The following is a 13,612-nucleotide window of genomic DNA, read 5'->3' on the forward strand; positions in this document are numbered from 1 at the left end:
ACCTCGGAATTCCGGTTCCGGGGTGTTTTTTTAGTTTGTGAACTGTGGTATTATTATAATATAATGATTTTTCAAAAGGTAAAGCGAGTAATATGAGATTTGATAAGAGAACGTTTTAATAATGTATTATATCAAACAGTATTGGAGAGCCATATATGATTAAAATAGCATTTTTCGATATAGATGGAACATTGTTGAAAATGGGATGTAAAGAACCGACAGATAAAACAGTTAAAGCGTTAAATTCTCTTCACCAGAATGGAATATTGCTTTGTATGGCAACTGGCAGAGGCTATCTTTCAATCCCTGAATTCAAAGATATTACATTTGATGTGCTGCTTACATTTAATGGTTCATATGTAATGGCTGGAGAAAAGATTATTTTCAGAAATCCCCTGAATAATAATGATAAACATCAAATAATTCAAAATCTTAATAAAATGAACAGAGCAGCTGCAATCAGCAATGAGCATTTTATTGTTACTAATGGCACAGATGAGCATCTGGAAGAGTACTTTAAATTTGGAAATGAAACATTGACAATTGCAGATAATTTCGATGAGTTATGTAAAGAAGATATTTATCAGATTATGTGTGCGTGCAGAAAAGAAGAATACGCCCAGATACTGCAAGGAACTGAAAATACCCAGATAACTGCATGGTGGGATAAAGCAGCAGATATAATTCCATTAAATTGTGGTAAGGGAAATGCTGTAAATGCAGTGCTTAATTATTATGGATTATCGAAAGATGAGGCGATTGCTTTTGGTGATGGTAGAAATGATATTGAAATGTTAGAAGCTGTTGGTACAGGAGTGGCCATGGGGAATGCCATTGATGAAGTCAAAGCAAGAGCAGATGTCATATGTAAATCCGTTGAAGAAGACGGAGTGTATCATTACTGTCTGGAGAAAAAACTCATTAAATGCTGATGGACTTATTATACAGCAGGGTTGCAGAGTGTTATATACTCTGCAACCCTGTTAGTCATTTATAGTCTTAATTTTACCACCACTTCTCACGGTAAGAGTATTCACCGCGGTAATTAGAAGCATTATAATCAGGATACTTGAAAGGTGCATATACATCATCCTTAGGTGCATCATCCTGTGTATATATGTACATTGAATCATAATCCCATGTGACAATCTCATCACGCGCATCGCCGTAGAGGTTTACAGCTTCAGCACACATGGTAGGATGACCATCATCAGGGAATTTAACAACCTGGATACCATTGCCATCAATCATTCCACCGCGCTCTACATCAGCATTAAGAAGGATGAAGTCCTGACCGTCACCAGTCCAGTTTACAGGAGTTAAGAGATTACCATTAAGCTCATTCTCCATTTCCCATAACTGATTACCCTCGCTGTCATAGAAATATATAATTCCCTGGTGTCCCCAGAAATTAACAACAACCATTTCATAGCCTGGGCGGTTAGGAAGATAATTAGCAAGACTTACACGCTGTGCATGACCTATGCCGTCCTTCTTAAGAAGCTTTCCGTTAAAATCAGATATCAGGAAGCCTTCCTTTCCTGCAACACAGGCAAAGAATTTAGTACCTTTGTGTGGTCCTGACTCAAATCTGCCTGGAACAATCTCATCAATATGGTCTTCATTAACAGGCATAGTCCACATTTTATTACCGTGGCAGTCAAGCATGTTATAACCAACTAAAAGTTCATCATGTCCATCCCCGTTAATATCAATTGCAAAAGGAAAATGTCCGGTATTCTTATCACTTTGGAAATGCCACATAACCTCAAGGTCATCGTTAAGTGCATATACTCTGCAATAACGGTCCTTAATGAGAATATCGCGTGGCTTTTCAAGTCCACGGAAATTACATATACGCATACCATCAGGATTAATTCTGTCAAATGCGTAGATTTTATCAGGAACACCGATAATAGTTCCGTCCTCTTCTGGTGTAGAGAAAGGTGTTTTGGCACGTTTCTTCACTTCACCTGTTTTGCCATCAAGAATCAGCACTTCAAAATTCTTGGCTGTAATAACCTCATCAAAGCCATCACCGTCAATATCATATATCTGCATAGGCATATCTGCTGATATAGTTCCAATGTCGTGATTATCAGTAGGTTCACCATGCTGCCATAATATATTGCCATCAAGGTCAAATGCGGTGAGACAGCTGATTGTTCCATAAGCATCACGGTTTACTCTTTTCTGGCACTGAGCCATAACCATCTGATACTCGCCATTGCCAAGAAGATGACCGAAACGAAGTTGTCTTCCGGTGCCGCAGCCTTTAAGGTCAATTTTCTTAAGAAGCTTCATCTTAGGATAATGTGCCTGTGCATCTTCGCATTCAGCTTTATAAGCATTTCTTGCAGCATCAATAGAAGCAGCAGTACTTTCAGAAGTAGTAACATTTACAAAACCAAACTGTGTTGGGATAGTTGCAGTAATGGCAACCTTGCCACCCTGCCTTGCATATTCAGTGTCAAGGTCAAAATAAACCTTATCATCAACACTGCATATAACATGGCTGCCTTTAATCTCAGCCTTAAGTACATAAGTATCATCACAGTTGTAATCAAAAGGTACAGAATCGAGTACAGTAACATCCTCCTTATGACGATACTCAAGTCTTAACTCATGCTCTTCAAAAACAAGGACAAGAAGATTAGCAGAGTTCTGACAACAAAAACCAATGCCGGCATTGCCCCATTTGGTAGTAAACATACGCACACTTGCAGTTATAGTATAATCGCGCCAGAATCTGTCACCGCTTGTGAGCATAGGAAATGTGCGGTGTGGCTTGTCATTGCGGATACGCATCTGCTCCATAAAATGTTTTCCATTATATTCAGAAATAATCCAGGAAGCCCCCTGACCGTTATAAACGTGGTTGCATACCGGGTCATACCATTTACCATAATATCCAGGATAATGGATAAAATGATACTCACCCATTGCCGAATGATTCTTATCATAAGGAAATTCACCAATAGGAAAATCAGAGAAATCTTCATCAAGTAAAATAAAATCTGCCATAATAACCTCCATTCTAAAATAAAAAAATAATTAGTGGCTCTTTCTGTAGCTTCCGGGCGCTTCGCCCATGATTTTTTTAAATGTTCCGCCCATAGTATTACTGTCGGCGAAACCGCATTTGTCAGCAATCTCAGTAATAGAGAGGCTGGTGTTGACTAAAAGGTCTGCTGCTGCGTGCGTTCTTACATTAATAAGATACTCTCTGAACCTGAAGCCTGTAAAAGCCTTAAATTTCTTGGAAAGGCTCGATTCACTCATATTAAAAAGTTCGGCGGTAGCAGCCATAGTTATGTCATTATGATAATTCTCGATAATATATTCAATAACCTTCTGGATAAGTTCATTACCTGTATCCATTTTCGTAATAACATTATCTTCGTACATCTGACAACGCAGAATAAAAAGTATAAGTTCATGAAAATAAGAATGTATGAAAGATAAAGACAGACTATCTACACCATTGTGTTCATAAGAAATCTTCTGGATAATTGATGATATATAATCAAGTCGTCTTTCTGGTATATGGATAACAGGATGTTCATGAAAAATGCTTTCTATATCCAGAGAAGAATCATCAGCAATCCACTTTAATTCATCATTATTAAAATATAGCACATATCTTGTATGGTCACTTCCTGCAAGGTAAGTAGTCATATGGGCTGTATCTGGTGAAATAAGAGCAAGTCCGCCCGGATTTAACATATATATTTCATCACCTACATAAAGGGTGCAGGAACCAGAATATATAAACATCAACTCCCATTTGTTATGTTCATGAAAATGTTTCATCTTATAAGATGGTGGCACAGTAGCAATATCCGTGAGGAAATTGTCATTAATAAAATGGTACATTGCCGTCTCCTAGGTATATAAATAATATCTTACGAAGCAAAATCATATACTGATTATAGGTTGTTTATAGAGAAAATGTTACTGATTTTTTACATATTTTTTTGATTTTAGAAGATTTCGTGCTGTTTTTTTGTATATATAAAAATACAATGTGAATATAATGGAAGCATCTTAAGAAGCAGAAACAATTTAATATAAGGAGGAATAATATGATACGAAGAAACAAAATTATTGCTTCTGTTGCCGTCAGTGTTATGACCGGCGTTCTTGTTGCAGGTAACTTAGTTCCATTACAGGGATATTATGCATTTGCACAGGAAACAGGAGTAACAGCTATGAGATATTCAGCAGTAAAAGACATTAACAAAACATTAGAAGGTTACACACCAATCGACAGTTCTGATCCGGTTGAATTCGGTGGAACTTACATTAAGTATCAGGGTGAGACAATCCAGTTGTCGGAGACAGCCATATATCTTGATGGTTCGTTATCAGACGAGCTTGCTGCCCAGTACCCATATGTATATAACGACATTACTAAGGCATTGTCAGCAGACGCATTAAAAAATGGAACAGCAGATAATCCAATGACAGTATATGTTGCACCATATGTATACTGGATAGATGATCCGGCAGCAACAGATACAGTACAAAAGACAGAAGGATATTCAGTACCTTATGGAATGGTTGTTAATTCAGATTATCTTACTATCAAAGGTCTTACAGGAAATCCTGATAATGTTGTATTAGCTGGAAACAGAGGACAGTCACATGCCTCTAACGGTAACTATACCATGTTCAGATTCAACTGCAGTGGCGCACTCACAGTTAAGAATATAACAATAGGTAATTATTGTAGTGTTGACCTTGATTATCCACTTATGAGTGAACTTAATCAGGCAAAGAGAACAGATACAATCACTCAGGCACAGCTTGCTGATATGTCTGGTGACAAAATGTTTGCAGATAATTGTAACTTTATAAGCAGACTTAACCTTGTTCCAATCAGTGGTGCTTTAAGAAATCTTTACAATAACTGTCATTTTGAAAGTACCGATGATGCTCTTAATGGAAATGCTGTATATGTAGGATGTGATTTTGATTTCTATGGAAACAGACCATTATATTCATCTTATAATACTGGTTCAACATTCTTAGGCTGTACATTTAATTGTAAGATATTAAATGTAGAAGCAGAACCAACACAGTTCTTTACTAAGGAAGGCGGTACAATAACTGCAGTAGACTGTGTATATAACAGTAATTTAAGTGTGCCTATAACAATGGGATGGACAAAATTCCCATCTGATTCATTAAAATGTTACCAGAGTAACATCATACATAATGGAAAGAATATCACAATAGGCGGAGAAGGTGCTAAAGAAACCGTTGATATGACAGGAAAATCAGTGCTTAATGCCTACAAGGTAGTATCAGGTGGTAAAACATATTACAATACATATAATCTTTTAAAGGGCAGTGACGACTGGGATCCATTAGGAGTTAAAGATGTAATAGCTGCAGCAGGGCAGGAAGCAATTGCAACACAGCTTACAATAAAATCAGATGTTTCAGAGATTGAATCTGGAAAAGAAACAGCTTCAGTTGGAGGAACAGTTAACTATTTCTATGGAACTAATGATACAACACAGAAGATAACATACAGCGTATCAGACGAAGATAAGGCATATGTGAAGTTAACAGATAATGGTGACGGAACATGCAAAGTAGAAGGTACTAATAATGATGATGCAGCTAAGAAGGTTATTATAAATGCATCTACAGAGTCAGGTCTTGAAGCAGCAGTTGGAATTACTGTAAAGCCAAGCAAACTTGATGCACCAGAGTATATCAAGACACCAGTTATTACTAATGATGGACAGGGTAGTCTTAAAGTAGATTACTCACTTGATTTAGGAAGCAGAGAAGACATGTCTGCAATCTCATGGTACAGATGTACAGATGCAGAGGGAAGTAATAAGGTACTTGTAGCAGTAACGAGAAACGATTCACCAGAATATACATATAAGTTAACAGCAGGTGATGTTGGATATTACATCATGGCTAAGGTAGAATCTAAGAACATCAGAAGTGATTATGGAACACCAGTAAATACAGTATATGACAAGGCAATCGGAGTGAAAGATGTAAGAAGCAAGAACCTTTCTACAGATTTCTCTAACTTCCCTAATATAAAGCAGTCAGAAATCAAAGCTGGCTTCTGGACAGTAGATTATAACCGTCCGGCAGATACAGAAAGCTTTGGAAAATGGCAGGGAGCAGATACAGAAGAGCCATGGGTATACGGAGTAACAGGTAATGGCTGTGTAGGAGCAGGATTATATCAGGGAACACAGGGTTCAAGACTTATGTATACACCAGTAGAAGGAACATATGGTGATATGTCACTTAAGCTTGTAGTTGACCCGGCTAAGACAGCAGGTCAGGGATTTGGTAGTGCAGGACAGTATATGGATGTACTTCTTAAGTTCGATACATCAACACTTACAGGATACGGATTAAGAATAATAAGAACTAAAGCGTCATCTAATGCTGTAACATTTGTACTTGTAAAATATGACAATGGAGCAGTAACAGAAATCTCTGATGAAGTAATTGCAAGCTGCTATGTAACAGGATGTACAATTAGTTTAAAGACTGAAGGTAATAAGCTCACTGCTCATGTTGAGACACCAACAGAACAGCTCGCAGATCAGGCAGCTAAGGGATATCCTCATGTAGTTGACCTTACAGCAGATATCGCAGCTAACAGCTTTGGTGGTGTTGCAATACAGCATACAGGAACAACAGGAACTGGTGGATGGCAGAATACAACAATGCTTCATAATTTAGATATTACATGGGAAGGTGAGAACAACCAGAACCCAGAATATGTTGAAGAAAATCCATCAGATAACGAGAATCCTGCCGAGACACCAGATGATTCAACAGGAACTTCAACAGGAGCAGATACAACAGTTAATACAGGCGATATGAGCCATGCAGGAATGTATGCCGCATTAACTACAGCAAGCCTTTGTGCATTGCTTGGAATGGCAGCAGTATACATGAGAAGAAGAAAAGATATCTAATTTCATAAGAATTTTCTTTACAGGAGCACCCGCAATTATATTGCGGGTGTTTTTGCGTGGTGAATGTGTGACCGTATGTGATTGACATTTTAATTATTATGCTATAAAGTTTTATAGAACTAACCAGTATAAGATGGAGGATAAAACTTAAAAGCATGAAATATAATATCAGAAAATATATATTGGCAGGAATTACAGCAATTCTTGCAGCGGCTGTTTTGACGGCATGTGGTGGCAGTAAGCCAGAGAAGGACGATACAGTCCAGAGTACACAGGAAATATTTGCAATGGATACATATATGTCGCTTACTGCATATGGCAGCAATTCAGAGGAAGCAGTAAGTAAAGCAGTTCAGGAGATTAACCGGCTTGATGCAATGTTTTCGGTAGGAAATGAGGACAGTGATGTTACTAAGATAAATGAAAATGGAAGCGGTGAAGTATTGGAAGAAACCGCATTTATAATGAACAGGGCAATGCAGGTATCTAAAGAAACTAAAGGTGCTTTCGATATTACGATATACCAGGTTATGGAGCTGTGGGGATTTACCACCAAGAATTACAGAGTGCCTGAAAGCAGCGAGATTGCGGATGTACTTAAGCATGTTTCTTATACAAATGTGGAGGTTAACGGGCAGCAGGTGACATTGTCAGATGGTGCAAGCATTGACCTTGGAGGAATTGCCAAAGGTTATACTTCTTCAAGGGTGATTCAGATTATGAAGGACTGCGGCATAGAGCACGCAATCATTAATCTTGGAGGCAATGTGCAGGTGCTTGGAACTAAGACTGATGGCTCAGACTGGAGGATTGCCATACAGAATCCTGACAGTGAAAGCAGTTATCTTGGTGTATTAAGCACTGCTGATAAGGCAGTTATAACATCAGGTGGATATGAGAGATATTTTGAGCAGGACGGACAGGTATACCATCATATTATAGACCCACAGACAGGTTATCCATCAGAGAGCGACCTGACCTCGGTTACAATTGTATGCTCTGACGGAACAACAGCAGATGCATTATCAACTGCGCTTTTTGTAATGGGGCTTGATGGTGCGAAAGAGCTGTATAGAAGTGGCTCACTTGATTTTGAGATGATACTTTATGATGGAAGCAAAGTATATATGTCAGAGGGAATAGCTGACAGTTTTTCAACCAATATGAACACGGAAATAATTACCAGACAGCCTTGATGAGAATTATTATTAACAGTCTGTATTGACAAATGCAGGGCCTAAAATATATTCTATAGAACAGTTAGTAAAAACTAATCGAAGATAGATGAAATTACTTTTGTTTATGAAAACTAACCTTGAATATAAAGACTAGAAGGAGCAGACATGTTATTAATAATATCACTTATAATCGTATCTTTATTCATATATTTTCTTAAAGGTTCACTAAAAAAACACGCGGGTATCTACTATATAGGGGCAGCGGTAATCTCTATTGCAGTATTCCTGCTTGAGTTTCTGTCAATGCCTTTGTTTGTAAAGAACAATATATTAGGAATATTTGCAAAAGGCTCTCTTGGAACGGCAATGTTTGTTGTGGTAATGTACACTGGCGCATTACCTAAGGGCAACAAGCTGATTGCACCGCTTATGAAGATAAGAGGCGAATTGTCAATTACAGCGGCAATACTCGTCCTGTGTCATAATTTCACATATGGAATGACATATTTTAAAATGCTTTTTATTAAGCCGGAGGCATTATCAGCAACACAGCTTACAGCAGCAATAATAAGCCTTGTGCTTATCATAATAATGATTGTGCTTACAGTAACTTCATTTCAGGCTGTAAGAAAGAAGATGAAGGCTAAGAAGTGGAAACAGTTACAGCGCACAGCATACGTATTCTACGGTCTTATGTATGTACATATAATGCTTATCAATATTCCATATGCAAGACTTGGACTTGGTACTTATATTGCAAATGTTGTTATCTACAGCATAGTCTTCTTAGGATATGCAGCTATGAGAATAGCAAAGGCTGTATCAGTAAAGGCAGCAAGAGCCGGAAAGACATACGGTAAGAAACCAGAGACGGTTCTGTATGGACTGGCATTGGTTATATGTGCAATGATGACGGTGTCGTGCTTTGCAGGAAGACAGACAGTGTCGGCATCGGAAGACAATGAGGAATGGAACGATTTCTTTAACGAAGAGACAGTTGCAGCAATGGTCAAAGAGATTGAGAGCAGTACGGCTAAGACAGATGCCGAAGGAACAACACAAGAGAGTCTGGAAGAATCAGTTTCATCGGATGGACAGTCAGACTCACAGGCTGGTGGTGTAGGAAATGAAGTGTCGGGAAATAGCAATAATTCCGGTTCGGATAATGTTTCTGGTAATTCATCAGGTAATAGTTCTGACAGTGGTAATCAGTCAGCTCAGCCGGATAATGGTTCTGACAATAGTGGAGAGCTGAGCGGCGGTTCAGGCAGTGACGCACCGGCTAATACAAAATTTAAAGCAGATGGAACTTATACAGGTTCCGCTGTGTGTGAGACTTATAACTACAATGTAACGGTTACAATAGTCATATCAGGAGATACGATTACATCGGTTACTGCTGAATCAGAAGCGGGTGCGCAGGATGTACAGTATTTTAATATGGCAAATGCAAAGATTCCTGCACAGCTTCTTGCAAACCAGAGTACATCAGGTGTTGATGCAGTATCTGGTGCAACCAAATCAAGCAATGCCATCAAGAAGGCATTTTACTATGCTTATAAATCGGCTAAGAAGTAGGCGGATTTGTAATAGAAAAATTATAAGGAGGCAAAATTCCTCTCCTCACCAATGGGTTCGGATTTTGCTTCGCAAAACAAGGAGGAATTATGAGAAAGAACATTTTTACTAAGATTGCTGCGGTTGCAGCTGCTACTGTTCTTGCTGTAACAGCACTTCCAGCACTTGTGTCAGATACACATGCAGCAGATGATGAGTATTCATATGTATATGCTGGTCTTACATGGCAGGAATACTGGGCTAACGAGGGCGTATATAACGCAGGGGATGTAACATCATCTAATGAGAAGGATACACATGGTGAATATGATAAGGGTGCTTTTGATACAGTAACAAGAGCTACAACTAACCATGGTCTTCACAGAGGAAGCTACCAGTGCATGGCAACAATTGATACAGAAGATGGTAACAAATATGAGCTTGCCGGCTGGAGCAGTGATGGAAAGCAGATGATACTTACAGATGGTACACAGCTTTCATACAACAGAGGCACAATTACTAATGCAGATGGTTCAACATCTAAAGTTTCTTCTTATGAAGTAACTGGTATTAAGTATGTTCCGGTTAAGGTTAAGACATCTGATCTTGCTGATTTTGAGCAGCATTACAGAGTTGTCAAGAATGGCGAAAAGTTATACGGTGGATTTGGTGAGAACAAGCTTAGCTCATATGAGTATACAGCAGCAGTTAATGCAGATACTAACGGACTTAAGACAGCAGTTAAGAATGCAGATGGAACATATTCATTCTCTGCAAGACAGACGGGAAGTGGAAAATCATTTGCAGAGCAGGATATAAGTGTGGCTGCTAACATTACATCTACAGTAAAAGATGCTACAGGTTCATACGGTGAATTCTTAAGAGTTGATATTAATGGTGATGGTTATGGCGCATTAGGTGCTATGATGCAGGCTGTTAAGTGGACATATTATGGAAATGATGCAACAAGAACAAATGCTGTTGCTACATATGGTACTAAATTCGCAGCAGATAACTGGATGCACAAATCAATGGGAATCCAGCTTGGACTTACTGATTCAGCACGCTGCCAGTTACCAGCAGGATATGATGGAACAGGTTACTGGTCACTTACTGTATATGCATTAGGATATACTGATACTACAATTGATTTTGAAGCTACTGATGCTAATATCGTTAAGATTAAAGCACCTGTAAGTGATACATCAAAGCTTTCAGCAGCTATTGCAGCAGCAGATGCACTTAACGAAGCTGATTACACAGCCGAGTCTTGGGCAGCTATGAAGCTTGAGTATGAGGAAGCAGTCGATGCACTTGCAGTTGCAGAATATCAGGCAGATGTTGATGAGGCAACAGAGCATCTTACAGCAGCAATCAATGCATTAGTAAAGGTTGATGCAGGTACACCTTCTGATTCAGAAGAACCGGATAATACAGATGACTCATCTGTAGAAGATGTTCCAACGGGTGATGCAAATAACATGATGGCTTATCTTGCAGCAGCTTTACTTGCTTTAACAGCAGGTGCTGCAGTAACATGCAGACGTAAGATTAAGAATGTAAGATAATTGATACGCTAAAATCTAATAAAACTATAAACAAGCCAGAGAACCGGGGCGGAGAGAATCCTTTGTGGGATTCACTTCCGCTCCGGTTCTTTATTACCTGTTAATCTTAATATCACCCATATTAACATCAGCGTTTATACTTTTACCGCTGCCGGCATTATTAGTATAGCTGTGAGAATAAGTAGAATCATTAACCTTAATGTCGCCTAAGTCTACAGAGAGATTAGCACGGTATTTATCAATATCCATACCGCTTATTTTCAGTGAGCCCATATCAACGGAAAGGTTAAGAGCATCACTGCCGCAATTGGTAAGCTTAATATCGCCCATATTGTTATCAGCAGTTAAATTCTTAACGGCAGAATCAACGATCTTAAGAGAACCCATATCAACAGAGAAATCAGCAGAAGAAGCATGTATATTGTTAACATCCATATCACCCATATTAAGGTCAGCCTGAATAGAATTAAGACAGATATTGTCAGGAATAGTAATTGTAAGTGTGCAGTCTGAGTTTTTGATATTAGTCATAAGATGTACTTTTACATGCTGTTCAATATTTAATGAAGTTCCAGAAACAGATACAGCAGGTTTAAACTTTTCAGCACCTGTATAGATAACTTCAAGCTTGCTGCCTTTCTTAATCTCAACACTGCCAAGATTCATATCAACAGATATGTCTGACACATTATCATAAATAGAAGAATTTTCAATATATTTGCCACTGGATGCCATAGTCATGCGTGTAAAAGGAGAAATGTTAAATACATTACCAAGAACGCCAATAATTATGCATATAAGTGTAATAAAATATATAATTGACAGATAAATTCGTTTCTTCATAATTACACCTCCCTGGAATCGTCTTTAAGTATACTCTTAAATATAGCATGTATTACAGCCGCAACAGGCCATATAACCCATGTTAAAGCCCATGCAAATGTGATGAAACTGACTGACAGATATATACATGTAACTGTAGGCCAGAAAACAGACATAATAGTTGTTGCAGTATTGTTAATATATCTGACTTCTTTATTCTCCTTCTTAACATAGCTGCCTGCTACATTGTCACCATTAAGAGCAAGTAAAGTCTTACATGAAGTCTCAACCATTGAACCGAAAACAATAAGGAATACGCCGACACTTACTATACAGATCATTGCTGCACCGCCGATATCGTCAAGTCCCTGTACTGGGATTGCATCAAAAACAGCGGCAGGGACAAAGCTAATGATACACATTATAATTCCCAGGGTGCGGCACACAATAGAAATGTTACGAAGCTGATCCTTCTTATCCTGCACATATCCGACAGTGGCATAATCGATGATACATTCATGTTTCTTAATATAGTTGTATTTACTCATTAAAGAATTGGTTATTATAAATATGCCAACACCGCAGGCTGCTATAATAAACAGAGCAACTGTGCCCATTGTCTCAATAAAATTATTATGAATTGCACTGCAGGCTGCCACTGGAACTACTGAGAAAATACATAAGAAAACTCCTAATGCAGTCAGAAATGCATGTCGGCTGCCGGCACTTACAAAGCTTCTGGCTTCCTCCTGTGTTAAAGTGCGTCTGTTATCAACAGGAGCAGAAGACTGTCTGTTAAGTCCGAGAGTTTCTGCGAGTTCGTCAAGATTGCCGAATTCTGAGATAACAGTACCTACAGCCTCATTCTCGCTTTTACCTTCACTGATAAGTTCATTATATTTGTCCTCCATCATGCCCCACAGTTCATCTTTAGCCTTTAAAACTTCTGCTGTTGCGGGGAGATTGGCAAACATAGTTTCAAGATAACTTTTAATAGTATCCATACATTAATTCTCCTTCACAATAAATTTTTCGATAACTTCTTTAGTAAGAGCCCACTCTTCACATTTTGACTGATAATACAGCCGTCCTTCGTCAGTAATCTGATAATAGGTGCGCTTTTTTCCACCATTCTCGCCTACTCCAGGGAAAGAAGTAATATATCCGTTCTTTTCCATTCGTGTAAATGCAGAGTAAAGAGTAGTTTCTTTAACAATATATTTCTCATTGGTCATGGCTTTAATCTGCTTAGAAATCTCGTAACCATAAGACGGCTTATCAAGCAGAAGATACAGGATAATTGTATCGTTGTAGCCTCGTATAATGTCGCTGCTGATGCCAGCCATGCATACTCCTCCCTTCGAATTAATTGAAGGTGATGATTCACCTGATAATAAATATTAAATAAATGATAATTACTACGACAGGCGATACTACGACAGCCGTAGTACATCTGTCGTAGTATATATAACATGATATGCATAATATGTCAACAGGAGAATATAAAAATCCCTCAAAA

The 13,612-nt window shown here is 38.4% G+C and carries 10 protein-coding genes; 5 read left to right on the forward strand and 5 right to left on the reverse strand.

Annotation, left to right across the window (positions count from 1 at the left end):
• The first annotated feature begins 155 nt into the window (after window positions 1-155).
• A complete protein-coding gene (locus EUBELI_RS01620; RefSeq protein WP_012738607.1) occupies window positions 156-932 on the forward strand; it encodes a Cof-type HAD-IIB family hydrolase in 777 nt (258 codons plus the stop codon).
• Between the two features lie 73 nt (window positions 933-1,005).
• Here the strand turns inward: EUBELI_RS01620 and EUBELI_RS01625 are convergent, their stop codons facing one another.
• Both EUBELI_RS01625 and EUBELI_RS01630 read right to left on the reverse strand, forming a co-directional pair.
• A complete protein-coding gene (locus tag EUBELI_RS01625) occupies window positions 1,006-3,024 on the reverse strand; it encodes a hypothetical protein (protein WP_041687896.1) in 2,019 nt (672 codons plus the stop codon).
• A gap of 30 nt (window positions 3,025-3,054) precedes the next feature.
• The gene (locus EUBELI_RS01630) at window positions 3,055-3,876 is read right to left on the reverse strand and encodes an AraC family transcriptional regulator (RefSeq protein ID WP_012738609.1); all 822 of its coding nucleotides are present in this window, start codon (window positions 3,874-3,876) and stop codon (window positions 3,055-3,057) included.
• Between the two features lie 209 nt (window positions 3,877-4,085).
• Here EUBELI_RS01630 and EUBELI_RS01635 point away from each other — a divergent pair, with 209 nt between their 5' ends.
• The 4 genes from EUBELI_RS01635 (at window position 4,086) to EUBELI_RS01650 (ending at window position 11,271) form a co-directional block, all read left to right on the forward strand.
• On the forward strand, window positions 4,086-6,968 hold the full coding sequence (locus EUBELI_RS01635) for a hypothetical protein (protein WP_012738610.1): 2,883 nt from the start codon (window positions 4,086-4,088) through the stop codon (window positions 6,966-6,968).
• A 155-nt stretch (window positions 6,969-7,123) separates the two neighbouring features.
• On the forward strand, window positions 7,124-8,164 hold the full coding sequence (locus EUBELI_RS01640; protein ID WP_012738611.1) for an FAD:protein FMN transferase: 1,041 nt from the start codon (window positions 7,124-7,126) through the stop codon (window positions 8,162-8,164).
• A gap of 147 nt (window positions 8,165-8,311) precedes the next feature.
• Entirely contained in the window at window positions 8,312-9,724 is a 1,413-nt protein-coding gene (locus tag EUBELI_RS13510) for an FMN-binding protein (protein WP_012738612.1), read from the forward strand.
• Window positions 9,725-9,813: 89 nt separating this feature from the next.
• On the forward strand, window positions 9,814-11,271 hold the full coding sequence (locus EUBELI_RS01650) for a penicillin-binding Tp47 domain C-containing protein (protein ID WP_012738613.1): 1,458 nt from the start codon (window positions 9,814-9,816) through the stop codon (window positions 11,269-11,271).
• A 93-nt stretch (window positions 11,272-11,364) separates the two neighbouring features.
• On the opposite strand, the gene EUBELI_RS01655 is transcribed toward EUBELI_RS01650, so the two are convergent.
• The 3 genes from EUBELI_RS01655 to EUBELI_RS01665 are packed head-to-tail and all read right to left on the reverse strand — an operon-like array spanning window position 11,365 to window position 13,439.
• Entirely contained in the window at window positions 11,365-12,114 is a 750-nt protein-coding gene (locus EUBELI_RS01655; protein WP_012738614.1) for a DUF4097 family beta strand repeat-containing protein, read from the reverse strand.
• Between the two features lie 2 nt (window positions 12,115-12,116).
• Window positions 12,117-13,097 carry a permease prefix domain 1-containing protein gene (locus EUBELI_RS01660; RefSeq protein WP_012738615.1) on the reverse strand — a complete coding sequence of 327 codons (981 nt, stop codon included), beginning with the start codon at window positions 13,095-13,097 and terminating at the stop codon, window positions 12,117-12,119.
• Between the two features lie 3 nt (window positions 13,098-13,100).
• Window positions 13,101-13,439: a PadR family transcriptional regulator gene (locus EUBELI_RS01665; protein ID WP_012738616.1), complete on the reverse strand. Its 339-nt coding sequence runs from the start codon at window positions 13,437-13,439 to the stop codon at window positions 13,101-13,103.
• Between the last annotated feature and the right edge of the window lie 173 nt (window positions 13,440-13,612).

The sequence above is a fragment of the [Eubacterium] eligens ATCC 27750 genome (genome assembly GCF_000146185.1).
Classification (GTDB): Bacteria; Bacillota; Clostridia; order Lachnospirales; family Lachnospiraceae; genus Lachnospira; species Lachnospira eligens.